Here is a 21,849-nt window from a genome sequence, read left to right on the forward strand (position 1 = left end):
TTACTCCTTCCAGCCTGTCGAGAACTGTCTCTAAGACTTCTTGGAAGTCCTGGCTGGTGGTGGTTTCTGGTGCGCTGGTAGTCATGTTGGTATGCCTCAGCAGGCTAGTGGTGCTTCTTACCTATCGGCAGGAAGTGCATAACCAGGGCAATGAAACCGCCCCAAATCGTACCCAAAACCATGGAGCAGAAAGTATTAATGCACCAGGTCAGCGCACCGCTCAAAGCAGGAACCAGGGTGCCATAGTGCTCCAGGTGGTGAACAAAGCCGTAAGGAGCATGCCAGCCCAGCTCATCCAGGCCAACCAGAATAATGTGGCCACCCACCCACAGCATGGCGAAAGTACCAACAATAGAAATGATGTTCATCAGGACCGGCATGGCCTTGACCAGGCCCAGGCCAAACTTCTGGGCACCAGCAGACTTGCTCTGAGCCATATGCAGGCCGATATCGTCCATCTTGACCAGCAGGCCCACCGCACCATAAACCGCTACGGTGATAGCGACACCAACAATCGCCAGAATAATAGCCCGCGACCAGAAACCCTCACTAGCAACCTCATTGAGCGCAATCACCATGATTTCCGCGCTCAAAATAAAGTCGGTGCGTACCGCGCCGGAAACAACCTTCTTCTCGGCCTCCGGGCCTGCAAGGAGGACTGGAGCCTCAACCTCTACGTCTTCCTTCGGGGAAAGTAACTCAATAACCTTCTCAGCGCCCTCAAAGCACAGGTAGGTACCGCCGATCATGAGTAAGGGAGTGAGGGTCCAGGGCAGGTACTGGCTGAGTACAAGAGCCGCTGGCAGAATAAAAATCAGCTTATTCCGCAGTGAACCCACCGCGATCTTCCGAATAATCGGTAGCTCACGTTTAGGCTCAACACCCTGCACATACTGAGGTGTTACTGCCGCATCATCAACCACCACGCCAGCAGCCTTAATGCTGGCTCGACCGGTAGCTGCCACAATATCATCGGTGCTAGCTGCCGCTAGCTTAGCTAGAGCGGCAACATCATCAAGTAAAGCGGCTAAACCACCGGCCATAGTAACTCCTTGGAAAAAGTGAATATCTGCCTCTAAGAATAGTGCCCCACCTGCGAGAACCCACTAGGGCCCTGGGCACATTTTCGCTCCCGGGGTATCTTATGCCAGCTCTGAGGGAATAAGCGGGGCATGGAAACAGTTATGCACTGCGTACATTAGGCTCACGAAAGGCACCCCATTGACCACCCTCTTTGAACCAGCACAGGCTGGCTCACTTACCCTCAAGAACCGCATCACCATGGCAGCCCTCACCCGCTCCCGCGCGGGACTAGACGGGGTGCCCAGCGACCTACACGTAGAGTACTACACCCAGCGAGCCAGTGCTGGCCTCATCGTCACTGAAGGCACCCGCACCAGCCACGTTGGTCAGGCCTTCCTCGGCCAACCCGGTATCCACACCCAGGACCAGATCGCTGGCTGGCGCCGTGTAGCTGACTCCGTACATTCCGCCGGTGGTACCATCGTCATGCAGATTATGCACGGTGGTCGCCTAACCCTGCCCACCATCAACAAGGGTGAACAGGCTGAAGCGCCCAGTGCCATTGCCCCCGGCGTTACCCTGCACGGTGCTAACGGCCGCGAAGACGTACCCACCCCACGTGCCCTTGACTCAGATGAACTGCCCCGCATTGTGGAAGAGTTCGTGACAGCTGCCCGCAACACTATTGAAGCCGGTATGGACGGCGTAGAAATTCACGGTGCCAACGGCTACCTCCTCCACGAGTTCCTTGCCCCCTCAGCCAACCAGCGCACTGACTCCTACGGTGGTTCACCCGAAAATCGTGCCCGTCTGGTTATTGAGGTGGTCCGCGCCGTTGCCGATGCTATTGGTGCCGATCGCACCGCCCTGCGTATCTCACCCGAGCACAACGTCCAAGGCAACATTGAAGATAACCGCGCCGAGACTCTAGCAACCTACGACGCTCTCCTGGCGGGAATCAGCGACCTGGACCTGGCCTACCTCTCAATCCTGCACGCAGATATTGAGGGGGACTTTGTTGCCCACCTGCGCCAGGCCTTCGGTGGCTTCACCCTGCTCAACAGCGGGTTCGCTGAGGTAACCGACCGTGCCGAGGCAGAGCGTATCGTTGAGGGTAACCTAGCGGATGCCGCAGTAGTTGGCCGCCTGCTCATTTCCAACCCGGACCTGGTACGCCGCTGGCAGGAAAACCTAGAACTCACTGCTCCCGACATGGCAACTTTCTACACCCCCGGCGCTCAGGGCTACACCGACTACCCCTTTGCCGACTCGTAAATATAACTATTCAGGCATATAAAAGAGCCGCCCTCTTTCCCCTTGATATCAAGGGAAAGAAGGCGGCTCATGAGATCTGAGCAGACGTGCTAGGCGCTGACTTCTGCCTTCTCAAAGGTTGCCGTATCAATGACTACGCGAAACTGGACATCGCCCGCGGTGACACGTTCGTAGGCCTCATCGACCTGATCGACACCGACCTTCTCAATCACAGCGGCAATACCGTGCTCGGCGCAGAAATCCAGCATCTGCTGAGTCTCGGGAATACCGCCGATATTGTTGCCGGTCAGTACCTTGCCGCCGCCAATCAGACGGTTCATGTGGAGGGAGAGAGCCTCCGGCGGCAGGCCCACCACGCTCATAATGCCACGGGGCTTAAGTAAGCCCAGGTAGGAATCCAAATCAATGGGGGCAGAAATAGTGTTGAGGATCAGGTCAAACTTCCCGCGGTGCTCCTCAAAAAAACCTTCCTCACTGGTTGCCAGGGTACGGGAAGCGCCCAGCGCGGCGGCGGCCTCAGCCTTCTTCAGATTGCGGGAGAGAACCGTTACCTCAGCACCCATGGCGGCAGCAATCTGCACACCCATATGCCCCAGGCCCCCCAGGCCCAGAATAGCGACCTTAGCGCCGGGCTTAAGGCCCCAGCGAGCCAGAGGCGAGAAGGTGGTGATGCCAGCGCACAGCAGGGGAGCGGCCACATCGAACTCAAGAGCATCGGGAATATTCAGCACAAACCTCTCATTGACGGTGATCTTCTGGGAATAACCACCCTGGGTGATAGAGCCGTCAACATCCTTGGAATTGTAGGTTCCCACGGCCCCGTTCAGGCAGTTGTTCTCAAACCCGGCGGCGCACTGCTCGCACTCACCGCAGGAATTGACCAGACACCCCACACCTACGCGGTCGCCTACCTTGAACTTGGTAACAGCCGAGCCTACCGCCTCAACGGTGCCGGCAATCTCATGCCCCACAGCCAGGGGGAAATGGGCTTCACCCCACTCGTTATGAATCGTGTGAATATCGGAGTGGCAGATACCTGCTGCCTCAATCTTGATGACAACATCATCTTCACGGGGGTCCCGGCGCTCAAGCTCAGTGACCTTAAAAGGCTGGTCGGGGCCAAATTTTTGCAGGGCTTTGACGGTATAGGGCATAACTTTCCTTTGTGTGAATCTGCCAGGGTAGCTCTAACTCTACGCCCTGCTCGAGACTTTTAGGCCTCGGGTTCACCCTCAGAGTGACGAGGTGCTGCCAAGAGCTGCTGCCGGTCGGCCCGCAACCGCAACCAGTAGGCCAGCGGACCCACCAGGGGTAGGAAAAGGGTGAAGAGAACCCACTTGAGCTTCTGTATCTCGGTCAGGTGGCTCTGGCGGTGAATAGTGAACACACAATACAGGGCCAAACCTAAAGACAGAAAAAGAATGGGGTAGAAGAACCAGCCGAAAACACTGACGGTGGAGCTGGTTTCTGTGGCAAGAAGGGTCACGGTGGGGTGAGGCATACCCACCATTGTAACTACCGGGCTTAAAGAAAGCGCGGGTGCCTGCTCCGCTGGGGAGAGGGCACCCGCTAAGGGTTTACCTCAGAGGGCCTTGGCAAGGGGCCTATTCCTAAGGTGCTCCAGGATCACATCGAAGTTGCTGGCTCCGGGGCTGGCGTGAATCACCTTGTGAACGCTAGCGAACCAGGTGAGAGGGCCAGCAACGAGCCTGAGCCTGCCTTACCTACCCCTGATGAACAAGCCTCTATGCCTTGCGGCGACCTGCCCGAAGAACAGCTACACCAGCTAGCAGAGCCAGGCCGCCAGCGGCGGCAATCAGGCTGGCGGTAAAGCCGGTGTTAGCCAGGCGGTTTGACGAAGCAGAGCTTGATTTAGTAGCGCCAGATGAGGCCTTCACCGTGCTACCGTCCTCTGCCCTATTGGTGTAGTTGGGGTTCAGCTCGCACCCGAGCTGGTCACCATCGGCGTCCAATCCCTTGTGGAAACCGGCTTCGTCGGAGCCAATGGGGCGACCTAGCTTATCCCAGACAGCGGCACAGTTCTCGTAGGTAAAAGGGGTTTCAGGAGTGGTGGGGGCCGGGGCGCTGCTTGTCTTCGGAGCCGGGGTTACTGCCCCTTGACTGGGGCTAGGAGCCGGCTGGTCTGTGGGATCAGCGGTGGGAGTAGGCTGAGGGGGCTCAACCGGTGCAGGGGGCTCAGCGGAGGAGCCTGTGAACTTGGCGCTCAGGCGAACAAGGGTGCCTGTGACATCGCTGGGATCGGCCAGTTCAATCTCATGCTGCCCGGCGGTAATGCCCTGACCCGCCAAATCTAGAGCTACAGTTGCGGTGCCGTCTGCGGCTACCTCAACGGTGCCCACCTCAATACCATCAATGGTGACCTTAAGTTCGGTCAGTGCAGGGACGCCGAAGCTCCGTACATTCAGGTCAGCCAGCGAGAACGTGAGCTGGCCATTTACGTCGTAGCCTGCTGCCAGGTCCTGGACCTTAACAGCCTGCTTGGCATAGTTGGGGTTCACGGTTCCGTTTGCCTTGAAATAATTCACGAAGGCATCAGAATCCACCAGCGCCGTATCCTTGGGGTTGGTGCCCTGGGTAAAAGTACTGAAGTTATCGCCGCCACCGAGCAGGAAGCTGGGGATAGCGACGGTAAAGGTATCGGTATCTTCTACCTTCTTACCGTTCACATACACATCGAGGATATTTGAGCCGCGAGTTGCGTACCCGGCTGCATCGGTAGACCCGGTGTAGGTGTAGGTGACGTTGGACGAGAAACCTAGCTGCAGGTAGGGGCGGTTAGCCATCTCGCCTGCGGCGTTCTGCTGCCACTGCTCTTCCAGCACAGCCTTAAGCTGTTGGCCGGTCAATTCGGTGGTCCACAGGTTGTTAGCGAAGGGGGTGACATTGACGATATCCATGACCCGCACGTTCTGGTTAGCGGCCAGACCCAGGCTGGTGCGCAGGCCACCGGGTAGCTCATCTCGCAGGCCACCGGGGTTGACAATGCCGATATCGGCGGGTGTGCGACCGGTTGAGTTCGCGGCTGCCAGGTACATATCGGCAACCAGGTGGCCCATAGTGGATTCGTAGTTGCGCATATCGAACCCACCCCGCGCCTCCTTGCCAGCATCGAAGCCAGTGGTAATAGGGGCGCCAACCTGCCCAGCAAGGACTGAGCCTTGCTCAGTTGCATAAGAATTAGCTTGGCTGACAATAGTGTTAACCTGGGCCAGTACCGGATCAGCGGCAATCTGATCGGCAGTGGGCGCATCCATACGTTTGACCAGCTCAGAAGAATAGGCTGTTACCTCACCTGCATCATTCAACCTCAGGACAATCTTACCCAGGTTATCGCCATAGTTACCGGTCTGGACCACGGGGCGAGTCTTGCCCGGCTGCCCGGGAACAGCGCCGTCAATCACGTACTCCTGGTGCGTATGGCCTGTGAAGATAACATCAACATTTGCGCTGGTCTGGTTGATAATGGCATCACCGGCAGGATCAGCAGTATTGACGCCCTCATGGTACTCGGCAACAATGACTTGGGCCTCACCGTTGGAGGGGTCCCCGTCAGAGAGCTGGGCGGCGTATTTATTGACCGCAGCAACCGGGTCGGTGAACTGTAGAGAGGCAAGCTGGGACGGGTCAGTTAGCTGAGGGGTCTCGGTAGTGACTGCACCAATCACAGCAACAGAGGTGCCGTTGACCTCGGTGATGTAATAGGGTTCCAGGGCAGGGGAGCCGTCCGTCTTGAGGACGTTAGCGCCCAGGTAAGAAAAAGATGCGGCGGGGATAATGCGGTTGAAGAGATCCTGAGCGCCGGCATCGAACTCGTGGTTACCTACAGCGCTGGCTCTGAGGCCGAGGGCATTGAGGTACTCCAGGGTGGGCTGATCCTTTTGTACGCTTGAAACATAGAGGGAGGCACCCACGTTATCACCAGCGGCGAGCAGGAGTGAACCCCCGTGCGCTTTCGACCGCTCAGCCTGAACCGTGTTAGCAAGGCCCATAGCGATGCTAGTAGATACACGGCCGTGAAAGTCGTTGATGTTGAGCAGGGTGAGAGTTGTTGAATCTGCGGCACCAGCACCCGGTAGGGGAGCTACCACCAGGGCAAGAACAGTGGCGCCGGTTGCGGTAATACCGGCAAGGCGGCGTGACAGAGAGGAAGCCATGCTTATCTTTCGTGTGTTTTTGGGAGTGTGCTACACAACAGGATAGCCCGAAGTGGCGCACAAGCCCGGCAGAAGGCAGTGACTTTTAGATGAAATGCCATTGCCGGTAGGCGGTCTATGGACCTCTTGGGAAACTAGGAAACTAGTTCGTGCTCAAGTGCCGTGCGGAGCGCTGGCTCAAAAAACACGTAGCCGCTCGCCAGGAGCTTTTCTGCGCTAGCGTTCTGGCTTGCTAGGGCAAGCTCCTGTGCGCCCTCGGCTCCCAAGAGTAAGGCTGGGCCGAACTTTGGGACAGGCAGGAAAACCGGGCGTTTGAGTGCCACACCCACTGTCTTAGCAAGCTCCCGGGCCGTAACAGGGTCTGGAGCGACCGCATTGACCGGCCCCCTGAGCGACTCGGTCATCACCGCGTGCACATAGATACCGGCAATGTCATCTAGGCTGATCCAGCTCTGCACCTGCTGACCGTTCCCAACCCAGCCACCCGTCCCGGTTGCAAAGAGAGGTAGCTGGAGGCGTAGCATACCGCCCAATACCGACTGCACCAGGCCTGTGCGCACATTGACCACGCGCACCCCGGCATCCCGGGCGGGTTGGCAGGCAGCCTCCCACTGCTGACATACCTCGGCCAGGAAGCCGTTCCCAGCTGGCATATCCTCAGTCAGTAGCTCATCACCCCTGCCCAAACCGTAAAAACCGACAGCCGACGCACACACAAAGACACGCGGCCCCCTGCCCTCAGCGGCCAGCCGAGCAAGAGTCTGCGCCAGCACCGTTGTAGAGCCTACCCGTGACTGAAGAATCGCTTTTTTATTCTGCGCCGTGAAGCGCTGGCTAATACTGACACCGCCCAAATGAATCAGCGCATCGGCACCCTCAAAAACAGCCTCATCAATCTGCCCGCTCTCGGGATCCCAAGCAAACTCGTTCTCGCTGGTTACGTTACCGCGCACCAGCGTGCGGACGGTGTGCCCACCGCCGGTCAGCAGGGCTGTTACCTGCTTGCCTACCGTGCCGGAGGCCCCAGCTACCACCACGGTCATCGGCTCCCTGGCATAGCGCTGCTGAAAGCTTAGGTCGGCGGTGATACGGCGCTCGCGGGCGGTAAAGACACGCTCTAGCTGACGCTCAATAGCAGGTCCGGTGACCTTCTCGCCCCCGCCCAAGATAGCCTGAAGTGCCGAGTCCGCGCCCGTGAGCACTCGGTTACTACTGTCTGAACCAGCAAGGCTGTAGTCGGGCAGAACCCGGAACTCAACCGCGTCACGAACCAAGGTACGCTCATGACCTGCGGAGAAACTATGAGTATGCTCCCACCGAGTAAAAGGCCCGCGAGCCATCTCATCTGTAAAAGAGTTGGCTTCAGCAGCTGTATGGCGGGCCTGCCAGGGAAGGGTAAGCAGGCCATAGGTCAGTGGTAGCGCAACGCTAGTACGCGCTATGCTCCCCGGAGCCTGAGGGTTACCTTCCTGCTGAACCTGACCAGCCCAGTGAGGGGTTGCTCGGGTCAGCGCGCCCGGGCGATGAAACCAGGTACGCACCGTCTCAAGATCAAAGGGATAGGTTGAGGTATAGCTAAAATTGCCGGTCATGAGGACTCCTAAAATGGTCAATAGATGTCTTTAGAGAGCTAGCGCCCTCAGCTTGGCCTCAACCTCTTCAATCAGGTCAGCCAAAGTGGTGATGTAATACTTCTCAGCCAGAGTGATCGCGTTCTCACTCGGTAGGCCATCGGTGGCAAATGAACCCATAGCAAAACTATGAGACTGCCCCAGGGAGCTCCTTGCTTCTTTGCTAAAACTTGCCCCAAAACTAGGTGCCTGAGGGGCGCTCGCAGCTTCGCGGGTGAGGGTAAATCCGTAGGCCGTGCTATCTGCATAGCTGATATTGAGGACGTACTCCACCTGGGTGCCGTCCTCTGGCCGCTCAATGGACAGGTCAGCATCGTCAAGGAATTCGCCGTCCAGCTCTAAGCCACCGTTGTACTCTAAAGCCCAGCCAAACTTACGGGCCAGTGCGAAAGCGGTTTCTTTAATCTGGGTATTGTTTGGGTCGATAGCCACGGTTCTCCTTCTGGGCGGGTTTGTCTTATGTCTTCAACTGTACCCGCCCCGCACCTAGGAGCCACCCAGCAGAGGTGCTAGTAGCGCCTTATTTCACCATGGCAAGGAAAAATAAGTACTCAAGCCTGATGAGATGGCCAAAAACTTGGCAAATACACCAGCTCTTGGCATCTTGTGAAAAGACAGACAGGGCCTATCTGGGTGAAACCAGCGCTAGAGTTACCGGCCTAGAGCACCTCATCCAAATCAACAGACTCAGGCACCTTCACACCGGTATTCATGTTCAGAGTCTCCCCCCTGAAGAAAGGCTTAAACTCATCCCGCCTCATGAGAGCAACCATGAGCGCAAAACCAATAGCGAAAGAGGTCACGGCAGTAATAAAGACCCCGCTGGTCCCCAGCATCTTGGTGTAACCGTAGTCGGGGTCGGCCATATTGAAAAGTGAGACAGCCAGAATACAGGTCATCATGAGCCCGCCGGCTAGCGGGATAATCAGGCGGAACACTACGTTACGGGCGCTTGTAAAGATACTGCCACGGTAATACCGAATACAGGCAAAAGATGAGACCGCATAGTAAACAGCTACCGCTACGCTGGCAGCTTCGATGGTGTCAGCCAGCATGTTCTCACTGATGTAGGTCATTCCCGTATAGAAGACCGCGGAGCAGACACCCATATAGATGGTGGCAGTCTTGGGCGTCTTAAACTTGGGGTGCACATCGCCAAACTTTTTGGGTACAGACCGGTAGACGGCCATAGCAAAAACACCCCGAGAAGAGGGCAGGATAGTGGTCTGACAGGTAGCCAGCGCAGAAACCGCAACCGCCAGGATAATAACCCAACCCCAGGACCCGAGAGCGGCGTCCTTGAAGGGGGTAAAGACATCATCGGAGTTATCTGGGTTAGCGAGGCCAATCCCTTCGGATCCCGCACCCGCGTACATTAAGGCCACGACGGTTACAAAGACGTAGGTGACCACCAGAATAGAGCTGGAGAGCACTGCTGCGCGGCCGGGTGTGCGGTGGGGGTCTTTGGTTTCTTCGCTAATAGCTAGGCAGGTGTCCCAGCCCCAGTAGATGAAGATTGAGATGAGCACCGCCTGCACCATACTGCTAAAGCTGGATTCAAAGGGGTTGAACCAGCTCATCTCAAACTCATACCCGCTCGTGGCCCCGGAGGCTAGCGCCTTAAAAACACCCAGGGCGAGCAGAGCAATAGCAAGATACTGGATTCCCACGAGGAGCCACTGGGTCAGCGAACCCGCTTCGATATTGCGGTAGGAAATCCAGGTGGTTAGAGCTATGACCAAAACACCGGTGAGCACCACTATGTGCTTATTGTGGGCAAAATCTTCCCGCCCCAAAAAAAGCCAGAGGTAGATAGCTGCAATCTGGGTCTGATTAGCCATAGCTATGACACCAGCAACAATAACCCCCCAGCCGGAAATCCATCCAACCTTGGGTCCAAAGGTTTTTGTTCCCCAGGTAAATATGGTCCCGGAGTCGGGGACAGCTTCGTTGAGTTCCTTGTAGGACAGCGCTGTAATCAGCATGGGGATAAAGCCCAAGACAAGGGCGATAGGGGCCTGGTAGCCAACAGCTACCACGATGAAGCCAACAGATGCGGCCAGTGAGTACATGGGGGCGGTCGAGGCTACCCCGATGACGGTTGAAGAAGCCAGCCCCAAGCGCCCCTCGGCAAGGCCTTTATGGTGAAAGTCTTTGGTCATTATCGCTAAAGATCATCCTCTGCAGGGAGGCACGCACCAACAGCCTCCACACCCCGCAGCTCAGGGGAGGTGACGTGCAGGTGGATAGCTGGGTGGGGCCTTCAGACGGTAGGTAAGAATAAACAAAGTCTCAGTATAGGACTCAATTACCTTAAAGACGAAAGGACCGGCTCAATCAGAGGGTGCACTTTATGCTCTTGTCTCTGATCTGCCGGTCCTTTGTCGTGGCTCTAACCCCTACAGGGTATAGCCTGTCTACTTGCGCCTTGCCGCTTGTTTTTCAAGCTGTAGACGGTCGTAGTTTTCCCAGTAGCTACGCTGGGTCAGCTGGTCTGTGCCATCCCAGGCATCCAGGTTCTTGATCTCGGGCAGATCACTGGCTTGGAAGACGGGTTCCAGGCCGGCCTTGCGCTGAGCCTCGTAGTTGCGAAGTAGCTTCATGACGTTGGGCATGAGCAGGCAGACAGCGGTTAGGTTGACAATGACCATGCCGCCGTTGAGTAGGTCAGCTAGGTTCCAGAGCAGATCCAGTGATGCAATGGCACCGAAGAAGACGAAGCCGATGACAATCACACGGAAGATATTCATGGGCAGGTGCTTCTCAGTCACAAAACGGATGTTGGACTCACCGTAGTAGTAGTTACCGATAATTGATGAGAAAGCGAAGAGAGCGATAGCCACAGTCAGGAAGTGAACGGCCCAGCCTCCCAGGTGGGTGGAGAGCGCGGTCTGAGTGAGGGTACCTGCCTGGCTACGGTCCCCGTAGGGAACATTGCCCGCAACCAGTACGATAAAGGCGGTCACCGAGCAGACCAGAACGGTATCGAAGTAGACACCCAGAGACTGAACAAAGCCCTGCTTAGCGGGGTGGGAAACAGAGGCGGTTGCGCCGGCATTGGGGGCTGTACCCATACCTGCTTCGTTGGAGAGTAGGCCTCGGCGCATGCCCTGGGTAATCACACCGATGACGCTGCCGGTGACAAATTCACGGATACCAAAGGCACCGGTAATGATTTCAGCAATAACATCGGGTACGGCACCAATGTTGAGCACAACTACAATCAGACCCAGCACCAGGTAGAGCACGGCCATGAAGGGCACGAGAATTTCGGTGACCGATGAGATGGCGCGGATACCGCCGAAGATGATGAAAGCAGAGAGCAGGGCGATCACCGCACCAATCGCGATACGGAAGCCCATACCGTTGGTTTCAGCAATATCAACGTTAAAAGAACCCGCTACGGCACCGACAATCGCGTTGGTCTGAACGGCAACAAAGACGAAAGCGTAGGTGATAACAATGAAAGCAACAAAGATCAGGCCGAGCCAGCGGGCGTTCAGGCCGCGAGCCATGTAGTAGGCAGGGCCACCGATATAGGAGTCCTCACCCTTACGTTTGTACAGCTGACCTAGGAGTGATTCTGCGAAAGCAGAAGCTGCGCCAACAGAGGCGATGACCCACATCCAGAAGACGGCACCGGGGCCGCCCATGGTGATAGCCAGGGCTACACCGACGATGTTACCGACACCTACTCGGGAGGCAGCTGAGACGGTGAAAGCGCGGAAGGCTGAGATACTTTTCTTGCCGTTGTATTCGGTGCCTGCCGGATCCTTGAGGGTGCGGAACATCTCACCCAGGGACCGGAACTGAACGCCACGGGTTGCGATGGTAATGCCCAGACCTGCAAGGACCAGGGCATACATCAGGAAGTTGGTCCAGAGGGAATCTGAAATTGAGGTAATGACCTCTGTGGCCCCAGCGGTGGATTCATTAATCCAGTTCACTGCGTCGAGCAGAAAATCCATGCGTGCTCCAAATCGTTAAAGGGTACAACTGCTCTGATGTGTATGGGCTGGCAGCTGTCCCTGGTGGTTGACTACCTGTTGCGGCACGGGTGGGCAACAGGAGCGGGCTTTCACCTGCTGTATGGTGCGGTGAATACTCAGGTAATTCTCACAGGTCGTGCACCAATCTGCAAAATACCCGCAAGTGTGATGTTGCCGGGTCGTTGCTTGGCACAGCCGTCTCAGGGCCGGAAACCCTAAAATTTAACCCCACCGACAGGCTAAGCCTTGGTATTGGCCTGGGCCCTGTCGGTGGGGTTCATTCTTACTTGGGGCTTGGCGCTGGTGCCTCGGTGTTGTCGCTGAAGACATCGGGGATGCCGTCGTGGTTGGCATCCAGGCTTTCTTTCTGCGCAATGAGCTTGTAGTTCTTATTGCGGATGGAAAGAATGATGGCTCCGAGAACAGCAGCAAGAAGCGAACCAATCATAATGCCAATTTTGGCGTCTTCCGTGTGCATGCTCCCCTCTTTAAAGGAGAGCTCGGCTACCAGCATAGAAACTGTAAAACCGATACCGCCGGTGACGGCTAGGCCTACAACATCAATCCATTTGATATCGGGGTCAAGATTGGCGCCGCGGAAGCGGGTAATCAACCAGGCTGTGCCTGTAATGCCTACGGTCTTTCCAAGAACAAGACCTAGCATGATGCCGATAGCTACAGAGTCAGCTAGTGCGGTGGTGAGCCCCTCCCAGCCGCCGATAGCGACACCAGCCGAGAAGAAGGCAAAGAGGGGTACACAGATGCCGGTGGATAGGGGGCGGAGGCGGTGTTCAAGGGTTTCAGCCAGGCTGGAATCTGCATCTACCTGATTGGCCTGAGCTGTCATCCGCACGGGTACGCAGAAACCGAGGATGACACCTGCGATGGTAGCGTGGATGCCTGATTCTAGGAAGAGAGCCCAGGTAATCAGACCCAGGGGGAGCAGAATTACCCAGGCCGCCCACCCTTTTTGGTGGAAAAGTTTCTCGTGCTTGTGGGTCAACCAGAAATATGCGCCAATAGGAATAATTGAGGCAATAAGGTACCAGGGGTGGAAATTGCTGGTGTAGAAGAGGGCGATAATAACGATGGCAATGAGATCATCAACGACAGCTAGGGTGAGCAAGAAGGTGCGCAGGGCGGCAGGAAGAAAAGTGCCTACCCCTGCAAGGACAGCTACCGCAAAAGCGATATCGGTAGCGGCGGGGATAGCCCAGCCACTTACTGCGCTTGGGCTGTTGTGATTGATAGCGAAGTAGATGATAGCCGGAGTCATGGCTCCACCGAAGGCTGCGGCTACGGGGACAATAGCCTTACCCGGATCACGCAGATCACCGACTACAAACTCTCTTTTAAGCTCCAAGCCGGTGAGGAAGAAGAAGACGGTGAGTAGCCCGTCTGCGGCCCAGAGATGGACGTTCATCATCAGGTGGCTAAAGCCCGGTATGGCTAGACCGATTTGGCTATCGCGGATGCTTTCATAGAAGTCGGCTGCTTGGGTATTAGCCAGCACGATAGCTAGAACAGTGGCGGCAAGCAGAATGAACCCGCCCACTGACTCCTTGCGTATGATCTCTGAGATACGACTTGTTTCGGCGTAGGATCCGCGCGAAAAAAGAGGATCTGTCTGAGGCGTTTGGGACATGCCTCTCCTTCTGTCGGGTGGGTTTCTCGTCGGTTTAGTTTCCATTATGCTCCCTAAGGCTGTTTCCAGCCTGTAGCTAAGGTGCAGAACTGTAAAATAAGCCTACGAATTATCCCAGGGACTGAAAACCGCCCCCTGTGTCTTGTGGAGAGGGGGCGGTCGATGAAGAGGTGGGCCAGGCTTCTTGTTACTGGGAGTCTTGAACCCTGGCGCTGTCATCGCTAAAGACATCGGGGATGCCGTCCTGGTTTTCATCCAGGCTTTCCTTCACTTCAACCTGCTTGTAATGCTTATTACGGAGTGACAGGATGGTTGCCCCACCTAGGGCGGCACCTACGGAAGCGGTCAAGATAGCAACCTTGGCGGCATCGTTGTGGGGGGAGCCCAGGCCGAAGGACAGCTCAGCAATAAGCAGGGAGACGGTAAAGCCAATCCCGGCCAGAGTTGCAACGCCTATAACGTCAATCCAGGCGATGTCTGGATCCAGATTGGCATGGCGTAGGCGGGTCACCAGCCAGGTGGAGGCGGTAATGCCGATCATCTTGCCTAAGATCAGGGCGGCAATGATGCCGTAGGCAATGGGTTCGCTGACTGCGTCCATAAAGCCCTGGACACCACCGATAGCTACACCTGCTGAGAAGAAGGCAAAGACGGGGACACAAAAGCCTGCGGAGAAGGGGCGGATACGGTGCTCCATGACCTCGGCTAGGCCGTGGTCGGCATCGGCGGCCTTGGTGCGCTTGTTATGGCGCACGGGAATCATAAAGGCTAGGATAACGCCGGCGATGGTGGCGTGAATACCAGAGTTGAGGAAGAGTACCCAGGTCACGAAACCGATGGGAAGTAGGATTAGCCAGCTTGCGGTAGGGGAGAGATGGAAGAGCTTTTCGCCCTTGCGAGCAATCAGGGCGTAGAGGGCAATCGGAATGATGGACAGTGCCAGGTAGCCGATTTGCAGGTCGCTGGTGTAGAAGATGGCAATAATCGTGATGGCAATGAGGTCATCGACTACGGCCAGGGTGAGCAGGAAAGTACGCAGCGCGCTGGGCAGGTGTGAGCCGATAACGGCGAGGACGGCTACTGCAAAGGCGATATCGGTTGCCGCAGGGATAGCCCAGCCCCCGATTGCCTCATCGCTACCTCGCAGGTTAATAACGGTGTAGATAATAGCGGGTAGAGCGACACCGCCGGCTGCGGCCACAATGGGGACGAGGGCTTTGCCGGGGTTGCGTAAATCGCCTTCGACAAACTCTTTTTTGAGTTCAAGGCCGACTAGGAAGAAGAAGACAGCTAGCAGGCCGTCGGCGGCCCAGTGTCCGATGGAAAGCTTAAGGTGCAGGCCCCAGAAGTCGGCACCCAGGTAGGTATCGCGCAGGCCAAAGTAGTGTTCGGCGGCAGCTGAGTTGGCAAAGATGAGGGCCGCAATAGTTGCGACCAGCAAAATGATGCCGCCGGTAGATTCCTTGGAAAGAATCTCGGAGACACGCTGAGACTCCCTGTAGGAGCCGCGCGATAGGACGGTGTTTTCTGAGGACATAGGGCTAACCTTTGGGGTCGATGACAGATATATCACCGCTGATTTCTACCTACCAAGGGGAGTGAAGCGATAGACAGCTTCGTCTTGTGAGCTCGCCTGGTGTTGAGAGAGTCAGCGAGCCGACCAGTCTTCCCGGCACACCTTTAGTGATTAAGCCTATCAAATGGTGGAGCGGGGTAAAAGCTTGGTGATGGCGGTGGTGCCGGTCATTCTCATGGGGTGAGCAACACATTGAGCACGGGTTGACTAGAGCGGGCCCATCTTTCAATGAAACTATAGACTTGTTGAATAGATGATTCTGCTGATTACCTTGAGGAACCATGAGCACAGAAAACTCCACGCCTGTTGGTGTTGATACCACCCGCTGGTTATCTGAAGAAGAACGTGAAGGCTGGCTGTTTATATCGTCCATGATGTTTAAATTGCCGGGGCAACTGGAAAGTCAGCTTCATAAGGACTCGGGGCTGAGCTTCGTGGAGTATATGGTCTTGGCCATGCTCTCAGAATCCAAGCAACATAAGCTCACTATGACCGAGCTGGCTTGCCAGACAAACACTCTTCTACCGCGCCTTTCTCGCGTGGTGACCCGCTTAGAAAAGTGGGGTTTTGTAGATCGCAGCATCTGGGAAAAGGATCGCCGCGTGTCTATCTGTCACCTTTTGCCTGCCGGTCTGGACAAGGTGCAGGAGGCCGCGCCGGGGCATGTTGAGGCCGTTCGGAGTATCATTTTTGACCGGCTCAATGCCCGCCAGGTCAAGTCACTTGCCAAGATCGGTGAGGCCGTTCTGGGTGATAAGCCCAGTGCCGTCATCAACGTAGCGAATATTTCTTCTCTTGATGAGGATGAATAGTCTCACCTGTCGGACATCATAGAGACTTTTTAAAATATAAAGAACCTGCCCCACCGCACACAGTGGTGGGGCAGGTTCTTTGTGCGTGTGAAAACTTATAGTTTTTATCCACAGGTCTTATCCACAGTGTTAATAAGTTCCAGGGTTGTGATTACAAGCTTGTTATTTTGAGGGATCGGGTTCAGTACTTTGTGAACCGTGGCCCTCTGGTCCGTGCAGAATCAGGGGCACCTTGTGCTGCCCATGAGGTCACTCATGCGCCAGCCATAAGATGTTGGGTTGCCGCCTACCCCTTTTATCCCCACCTGTGGATAAGTCTGTGAACAATTTCCACTTAAGGTGGGGAAATTGCTAAAAGCCTGGGGGGAAAACCCTCTCTAGAGCCTTAATGACCATGCTTTTCGTGGCCTTTTAACGCTTTGTCCACAGGCTTTCTCCACAAGTGGAACCCCCAGGGACAGTTTAGCTCTTCGAATAACACCCTTGTATTTTCGAAGATTGAGGGCCTAATGCTTACCCCTGTGGGTGGTGTGGTATCGAATATCTTCGAAACTCACGCTCCTGTAATTCGAATATCCCCAGTTTTATCCCCACCTGTGGATAACTTTATATCCTGCCCGGTGGAGAATTGTGGATAACTGCTTCCACGGGGCTCCCCTAGCATCAGCCCAGGAGCAATCCCGCAGACAGATAGGAGCCGCCCCGTGACCGCTTGGTCCCGAGTGTGTAGAGTTAAACCCAGAAAGACCCTAAGACAGGGCCTTTAACGAAAGGAACACACCATGGCAGAGAAGTACGCTCTTCCTGAACTCGACTATGACTATGCGGCGCTAGAACCCCACATCTCAGCACGCATCATGGAGCTACACCACTCCAAGCACCACGCCACCTACGTTGCTGGAGCCAATACCGCCATCGAGAAGATGGAAGAAGCCCGCGCAAACGGCGACTTCGCCAACATCGGCAAGCTCTCCAAGGACCTGGCCTTCAACCTGGGCGGCCACACCAACCACTCCATCTTCTGGAAGAACCTCTCGCCCGAGGGTGGCGACAAGCCCACCGGCGAACTGGCCGCAGCAATCGACAACGACTTCGGTTCCTTCGACGGCTTCCGTGCCCACTTCGAGAACGTAGCCCTCACCATCCAGGGCTCTGGCTGGGCAATCCTGGCCTGGGACACCGTCGGTAAGCGCCTGGTCATCGAACAACTCTACGATCAGCAGGGCAACATCTCCGTAGCCCTCATCCCCGTCCTGCAGTTGGACATGTGGGAGCACGCCTTCTACCTGGACTACCAGAACGTCAAGGGCGACTATGTCAAGGCATTCTGGAACATCGTCAACTGGGCAGACGTTGCAGCACGCTTGGACCGCGCTGTATCCCAGACCAAGGGCCTCATCATCCCCGAAGCTTAAGCCCAAGAAACTAGGCTCAAGCAGGCACCCGCGCCCCTCCCTGACTGGGGAAGAGCGCGGGTGCCTTCGTCATCAGCGGGCCAGACAAGCCGGTCGCGGCACAAGAAGGACGGAGCCGCCCCACCTGCTGGCTGCTATGGTCTTCAACCCTAAGGAGTAAAACCCATGCGCCCACACCGCTACACCACACCCATGACGGCTCTGGCCCTCGGTGCGCTCACTTTTACCGGCTGCGGTCTGCTGGGTGGTGGCCAGGAAGAACCAGCTGAAGCCACCCCAACTGCCACCCCCACCGAAGACCTCACCAGCGCTCGCATTATCTCGGTAAAAGATGCAGATACCATTGTGGTGGACCGTGATGGCGCCACTGTAATCGTTGACCTGATGAACCTAGCCACCCCTCAGGCCAGGCACGACAACCCCGATATACACTGCCTGGCAGAAGAATCCACCGACTACCTCATCCGTATGCTGCCGGTGGGCTCACCTGTGGAACTAACCTACGATACCGCCCTAGGAACCGGCGCCAGGCCCAGCCCCACCGAGTCAGCAGCTACCGAGCCACCGCCCACTGTCACGGCCGGGGTCACCCTACCTAACGGCAAACTGGTCAACGCTGAGATAGCCAGAGCGGGCTACGGGGTGGCAACCCATGACGGTGCTAGCCTCTACTACGATCAGGTCAGCCAAGCCCAAGACGAAGCTGACCAGAAACAAGCAGGCCTCTACAGCAGGGATATGGCCTGTACCCTGCCAGCTCAGCTCAAGACCGCGACCAATAACCTCACCGGGGCACAGGGGCTAGACCTCAAAGACCCTCTGGAAGAGGCAACCCAGCTCACTGGAACTCTCGCAGGCTACGAGAAAAACCCCGACCTGCCTCTGCTTGCCTCCATCGTTGAAACCCAGTCTGTCAAAACCCAAAGAGCGGCCCTCACCCGTGCCCACGAAAGCAAAAGGGTTGCTTACACTGTTGCCGAAGAGGCTGAACGGGAGCAGAAAGCTAAAGAAGCCAGCGCCTCCCCGCCCCCTAGCGCTAGGGACCAGGGCAAAAAATCAGCCTCCGGTGAGCCCTCACCCAAAAAGTGAGGCCACCGGAGGCCAAGAAAAAGTAGTAAAGCTGTAGGTTTTAGGAGCCGGGACGTGCCGGGGTGCTTTGCACCCCGGACTTCTTCTGCTGGTTTACACTGGTGCCATTCTGTGGATAGAAATCATCACCGAGGGTCTGCTCCAAATCTGTCAGTTGCTGGGAGACAGAATCCAGAGTGACGATAGAGCCCACCCATTGGGCCGGTGACTTAACCTGATCCTTGAGTTCCCGGTAGAAAGCAGAGGCATCTTTGTAGATTTTTTGACGTTCTGCCTCCTTCTGCTGGTCCTCAGCAGAGGCGTCCTGGCCGGTATTGACCTCCCAGGTTTTGGCGTCGTCAACAGCCTTCTTCTGCTCCTGGATCAGCGCGGGGATAGCGCATTTAAGGTCGCGGGAATAAAGGCCCAGGCCCTCGTTGGCGGCATCCTGTTGGGCTTGAGAAATCTCGGGGTAGAACTTATCACTGGCAGTGGAGAAAGTTGTGGCTACCATACCGGCTCGTGCCATATCCCGGTTGATGAAAGCGTCACCCGAGTAAACAGCGGCCTCAACATAGCCGGTCTTGCCGCGCTGGTTCTCATCAAATTTGAGCGTCACCTGGCTGTTGGCAGGTAGTTTCTCTGCAAGAAGGGCTTTTGACTCATCGACCAGGCAGTCACTAGAAAGTGCCAGCCCGTTGGGGGAAGGCGCAGCAAGATTAACTAGACGGACCTGCTTTTTAAGACCCTCGATCTCTGCGGTAAAGGTGTTCGCTGATTCAACGGAAACAACGGTAACGGTCATACCGTCCGTGTAACTGATCGTGGGAGAAGACGTCGCCGTGCTGTTGGCTTGATCGTTCTGGCCGCAACCGGTCAGAACAAGCAGCGCACTAGCGACTAGGGGGATAAGACGCTTCATGAAAGGGTGCCTTCCTGGGCTTTATAAGCGGCCTCGCGGTACATGCCCAAGGGGCCTTGATCCGCAAATGCGCGCGAATGGTTATAACGGTAAAGACGCGGCGGGCGGTGGCGGGTTCCCTCAACCCGCTTGCCGGTGTCAATGATTGATTTTGAGGCCGCAATCTGCCGGCGGAAGTTAGCCGGGTCTAGGGGGCGCCCCAGGATAGCTTCGTAGACCTCACGCAACTGGGCAAGAGTGAATTCTTCCCCCAGGAAAGAATGTGCGATACGGGAATACTCCACCTTATTCTGCAAACGGTAGAGGGCGTATTCAACGATTTCATTGTGGTCAAAAGCAAGAATGGGGAGCTCATCGATGGGGAACCACCGAATGTTCTCGTGGACGCGGGTGCGCTTGACCTCGGTCTGGGGGATAGAGGCCCAGTAGATGATAGAAACTACCCGCTCGTGGGCATCCTCTTCGGCGGGTACGGGGAGTGACCCGCCCTCACGCATAATCTTGTAATCGGGGGTGCGGTGTACGTCGCCAAAGGCGTAGAGCTGTTCAAGATAGCCCGGTACCAGCCCCGTTGCGCGCTTGAGAGTGGACCCTGCGGCTTCTTCGAGCGAGAGCTCCGGGTGTAAGGGCCCACCGGGTAGAGCCCACTGGCCCTTGTAGGGTTCGCGTAGACGGCGTACAAGCGGTAACCAGAGGGAGTGGTGGCTTTGGCCCTCCTTGCGGCGCAAGGCCAAAATCACTGTAGAAACAGCAAGCGAAACCGAGGTGTGATCGGCATCGAGGTGCTCTTCATGGTGGCTCTGGGCAGCCGGCTCAGGCAAGGTCATAGGGTTCCCCACGGTTAGCGATGGTCTTGTCTCCTACATTCTAGTCAAGAAAAAGGGGCAGAGTTCGTGCGGGCACGGAAGAGCAACCTTTCGCGGGGCTTCTTCAAGCGCGGTGGGCTCTGCAAGCTACCGGTCTTGAATCGGTAGCTGGGTACATCATTAATTGGTTTTGGGGAAGAAATGTACTTATGGAAAGGCGCAATCGGAGGGCGAGTTCACTGCCAGCCGGGGGAGCTACATCAGGGTTGTGTGAAGCAGATACATATAATTATTATTAATTTATAATCCGCATTGTTTTATCGTGGTGAATTTTCTGGGGGAAGGTACTCCACAAAAATAATGGGGACAGGTATCAACAAAGAAGTTGAGAAATGATGAAAAAAATAAAATTATTTTCTTGTCTTTCAGTCATTGCCCTCCTGACTGGGTGTGGCCTGTTCTCACCGACCATGCCCCAGTATTCGCCTCAGGAACAACTATCCGATGGGGCTTTCGCCGTGTATCTCGCGGGGCGGTATGATTCGCCGCTGCCGCAAAATCCTGGGAGCGGGATCCTCTTTTACCACCCCGAAAAACAGGAGTGGTCGCGGCTGGACCTTAAAGGTCTGGACGGTGGGGCCCTTAGTTTTGATGGTCAAGAGCTTCACTACAAAGATAAGGTGAACGACTACATCTTGAGCGCCGACGGGGTAAAAACCATAGAGCACCCCCAACAAGAAATGCTCACTATCTCTGAACAGATACCCCTACCCGGTGAAGGAACTGGATCTATCGCCCTTGTAAATTCAGGGAACCCCACCCAAATTATCACCGTACAGGGCCAAGAACGCACCCTCCACGAGGTACCTGATTCTCTTTCCATGATGGCGACCTGCCCCGACGGTACGGTGTGGGCTATGGGCCAAAGCGGGGAGATGAAGGCAGACCCCGTTGAGTCAGCGTACCCACCGGATCGGCTTTATAAGCTCTACCCAGAGTTCTCAGCTACCCCCGTCGCCGAATATAAGAGTGAGCAGCCGGCGAACACTACCCAGCATTTTGTCTGCTCTGACAATGTCATCTACTACATTATTGACAGCATCACCCCGCCTGCTGAGGGCCTGGCCTACGCTGGCCCCGAGCACTACACCGGGTCAAAGCTGGTCTCCTATGACACGCAGACCGGCGAGTATCGGGAGCAGGACATAAGCGGGGACCTGGCCACCCGCCTAAATGACCAGATGTGGAGCCCCACCCTCTCACCGCTCTATCTATACGATGGGCACCTGTGGTGGGTATCGGGGTACGGCAAAGTGGTGAAAACCGACCTGGCAACCGCCCAGAACACGGTAGCTTTCGACCTGGGCGACTTCGAGCCGAGTAAGGATATCGGCTACCTGGTGCAAGAAGATAAATACCTCTTCCGCTTTATATTAGACCTTTCGGGGGAGACCACCATCTACCGCTACAACCTAGAGACTGAGCAGCTAGAATCACGCGCTACCGTACCTG

Annotated in this window: 17 protein-coding genes; 5 read left to right on the top strand and 12 right to left on the bottom strand. The window is 56.1% G+C overall.

Features of this window, described 5'->3' with window-relative positions:
• Positions 1-104 precede the first annotated feature (104 nt).
• A complete protein-coding gene (locus ACN08Y_RS10590) occupies positions 105-1,043 on the bottom strand; it encodes a DUF808 domain-containing protein (RefSeq protein WP_419112681.1) in 939 nt (312 codons plus the stop codon).
• A gap of 178 nt (positions 1,044-1,221) precedes the next feature.
• Between ACN08Y_RS10590 and ACN08Y_RS10595 the strand changes: the two genes are divergently transcribed.
• Positions 1,222-2,298, top strand: coding sequence for an alkene reductase (locus tag ACN08Y_RS10595; RefSeq protein WP_419112682.1), 1,077 nt, complete (start codon positions 1,222-1,224; stop codon positions 2,296-2,298).
• A gap of 89 nt (positions 2,299-2,387) precedes the next feature.
• Here the strand turns inward: ACN08Y_RS10595 and ACN08Y_RS10600 are convergent, their stop codons facing one another.
• The 9 genes from ACN08Y_RS10600 to nhaA (ACN08Y_RS10640) all read right to left on the bottom strand — a co-directional run bounded on the left by ACN08Y_RS10600 (position 2,388) and on the right by nhaA (ACN08Y_RS10640) (position 15,275).
• Positions 2,388-3,452, bottom strand: a complete 1,065-nt coding sequence (locus ACN08Y_RS10600; RefSeq protein WP_419112683.1) for an NAD(P)-dependent alcohol dehydrogenase — start codon at positions 3,450-3,452, stop codon at positions 2,388-2,390.
• Between the two features lie 59 nt (positions 3,453-3,511).
• Positions 3,512-3,799 (bottom strand): PLDc N-terminal domain-containing protein, encoded by a 288-nt coding sequence (locus tag ACN08Y_RS10605; RefSeq protein WP_419111184.1) that lies wholly within the window; start codon positions 3,797-3,799, stop codon positions 3,512-3,514.
• Between the two features lie 244 nt (positions 3,800-4,043).
• On the bottom strand, positions 4,044-6,473 hold the full coding sequence (locus ACN08Y_RS10610; RefSeq protein ID WP_419112684.1) for a 5'-nucleotidase C-terminal domain-containing protein: 2,430 nt from the start codon (positions 6,471-6,473) through the stop codon (positions 4,044-4,046).
• Between the two features lie 134 nt (positions 6,474-6,607).
• Complete coding sequence (locus tag ACN08Y_RS10615; RefSeq protein ID WP_419112685.1) at positions 6,608-8,065, bottom strand: TIGR01777 family oxidoreductase; 1,458 nt, start codon at positions 8,063-8,065, stop codon at positions 6,608-6,610.
• Between the two features lie 30 nt (positions 8,066-8,095).
• A complete protein-coding gene (locus ACN08Y_RS10620) occupies positions 8,096-8,536 on the bottom strand; it encodes a hypothetical protein (RefSeq protein WP_419104985.1) in 441 nt (146 codons plus the stop codon).
• A 227-nt stretch (positions 8,537-8,763) separates the two neighbouring features.
• Complete coding sequence (locus tag ACN08Y_RS10625) at positions 8,764-10,266, bottom strand: APC family permease (protein ID WP_419104984.1); 1,503 nt, start codon at positions 10,264-10,266, stop codon at positions 8,764-8,766.
• Between the two features lie 255 nt (positions 10,267-10,521).
• Complete coding sequence (locus ACN08Y_RS10630) at positions 10,522-12,072, bottom strand: alanine/glycine:cation symporter family protein (protein WP_419104983.1); 1,551 nt, start codon at positions 12,070-12,072, stop codon at positions 10,522-10,524.
• A gap of 304 nt (positions 12,073-12,376) precedes the next feature.
• Positions 12,377-13,738: a Na+/H+ antiporter NhaA gene (gene nhaA, locus ACN08Y_RS10635; protein ID WP_419100343.1), complete on the bottom strand. Its 1,362-nt coding sequence runs from the start codon at positions 13,736-13,738 to the stop codon at positions 12,377-12,379.
• A 187-nt stretch (positions 13,739-13,925) separates the two neighbouring features.
• Entirely contained in the window at positions 13,926-15,275 is a 1,350-nt protein-coding gene (nhaA, locus tag ACN08Y_RS10640; protein ID WP_419100342.1) for a Na+/H+ antiporter NhaA, read from the bottom strand.
• Between the two features lie 320 nt (positions 15,276-15,595).
• Here nhaA (ACN08Y_RS10640) and ACN08Y_RS10645 point away from each other — a divergent pair, with 320 nt between their 5' ends.
• The 3 genes from ACN08Y_RS10645 to ACN08Y_RS10655 all read left to right on the top strand — a co-directional run bounded on the left by ACN08Y_RS10645 (position 15,596) and on the right by ACN08Y_RS10655 (position 18,630).
• Positions 15,596-16,126 (top strand): MarR family winged helix-turn-helix transcriptional regulator, encoded by a 531-nt coding sequence (locus ACN08Y_RS10645; protein ID WP_419100341.1) that lies wholly within the window; start codon positions 15,596-15,598, stop codon positions 16,124-16,126.
• Positions 16,127-16,908: 782 nt separating this feature from the next.
• Positions 16,909-17,541 (top strand): superoxide dismutase, encoded by a 633-nt coding sequence (locus ACN08Y_RS10650; protein ID WP_419100340.1) that lies wholly within the window; start codon positions 16,909-16,911, stop codon positions 17,539-17,541.
• A 165-nt stretch (positions 17,542-17,706) separates the two neighbouring features.
• Positions 17,707-18,630: a thermonuclease family protein gene (locus ACN08Y_RS10655; protein WP_419112686.1), complete on the top strand. Its 924-nt coding sequence runs from the start codon at positions 17,707-17,709 to the stop codon at positions 18,628-18,630.
• Positions 18,631-18,670: 40 nt separating this feature from the next.
• Here the strand turns inward: ACN08Y_RS10655 and ACN08Y_RS10660 are convergent, their stop codons facing one another.
• Both ACN08Y_RS10660 and ACN08Y_RS10665 read right to left on the bottom strand, forming a co-directional pair.
• Positions 18,671-19,531, bottom strand: coding sequence for a thermonuclease family protein (locus ACN08Y_RS10660; RefSeq protein ID WP_419112687.1), 861 nt, complete (start codon positions 19,529-19,531; stop codon positions 18,671-18,673).
• Positions 19,528-20,358 carry an NUDIX hydrolase gene (locus ACN08Y_RS10665; protein ID WP_419100337.1) on the bottom strand — a complete coding sequence of 277 codons (831 nt, stop codon included), beginning with the start codon at positions 20,356-20,358 and terminating at the stop codon, positions 19,528-19,530. The genes ACN08Y_RS10660 and ACN08Y_RS10665 overlap by 4 nt, the downstream gene beginning before the upstream one ends.
• Before the next feature lie 371 nt (positions 20,359-20,729).
• Here ACN08Y_RS10665 and ACN08Y_RS10670 point away from each other — a divergent pair.
• Positions 20,730-21,849 (top strand): hypothetical protein (locus ACN08Y_RS10670; protein ID WP_419112688.1); only part of this gene is annotated, 1,120 nt, incomplete at its 3' end.

Origin of the sequence: Rothia sp. P5764, assembly GCF_048512965.1 — a bacterium.
Classification (GTDB): domain Bacteria; phylum Actinomycetota; class Actinomycetes; order Actinomycetales; family Micrococcaceae; genus Rothia.

Bases quoted from the DNA above. Each gene is read 5' to 3' on its own strand.
- ACN08Y_RS10615 (WP_419112685.1), bottom strand. From the start codon at position 8,065: ATGACCGGCAATTTTAGCTATACCTCAACCTATCCCTTTGATCTTGAG.
- ACN08Y_RS10610 (WP_419112684.1), bottom strand. From the start codon at position 6,473: ATGGCTTCCTCTCTGTCACGCCGCCTTGCCGGTATTACCGCAACCGGC.
- ACN08Y_RS10660 (WP_419112687.1), bottom strand. From the start codon at position 19,531: ATGAAGCGTCTTATCCCCCTAGTCGCTAGTGCGCTGCTTGTTCTGACC.
- ACN08Y_RS10605 (WP_419111184.1), bottom strand. From the start codon at position 3,799: ATGCCTCACCCCACCGTGACCCTTCTTGCCACAGAAACCAGCTCCACC.
- nhaA (WP_419100343.1), bottom strand. From the start codon at position 13,738: ATGTCCCAAACGCCTCAGACAGATCCTCTTTTTTCGCGCGGATCCTAC.
- ACN08Y_RS10645 (WP_419100341.1), top strand. From the start codon at position 15,596: ATGAGCACAGAAAACTCCACGCCTGTTGGTGTTGATACCACCCGCTGG.
- ACN08Y_RS10650 (WP_419100340.1), top strand. From the start codon at position 16,909: ATGGCAGAGAAGTACGCTCTTCCTGAACTCGACTATGACTATGCGGCG.
- ACN08Y_RS10590 (WP_419112681.1), bottom strand. From the start codon at position 1,043: ATGGCCGGTGGTTTAGCCGCTTTACTTGATGATGTTGCCGCTCTAGCT.
- nhaA (WP_419100342.1), bottom strand. From the start codon at position 15,275: ATGTCCTCAGAAAACACCGTCCTATCGCGCGGCTCCTACAGGGAGTCT.
- ACN08Y_RS10600 (WP_419112683.1), bottom strand. From the start codon at position 3,452: ATGCCCTATACCGTCAAAGCCCTGCAAAAATTTGGCCCCGACCAGCCT.
- ACN08Y_RS10625 (WP_419104984.1), bottom strand. From the start codon at position 10,266: ATGACCAAAGACTTTCACCATAAAGGCCTTGCCGAGGGGCGCTTGGGG.
- ACN08Y_RS10630 (WP_419104983.1), bottom strand. From the start codon at position 12,072: ATGGATTTTCTGCTCGACGCAGTGAACTGGATTAATGAATCCACCGCT.
- ACN08Y_RS10655 (WP_419112686.1), top strand. From the start codon at position 17,707: ATGCGCCCACACCGCTACACCACACCCATGACGGCTCTGGCCCTCGGT.
- ACN08Y_RS10665 (WP_419100337.1), bottom strand. From the start codon at position 20,358: ATGACCTTGCCTGAGCCGGCTGCCCAGAGCCACCATGAAGAGCACCTC.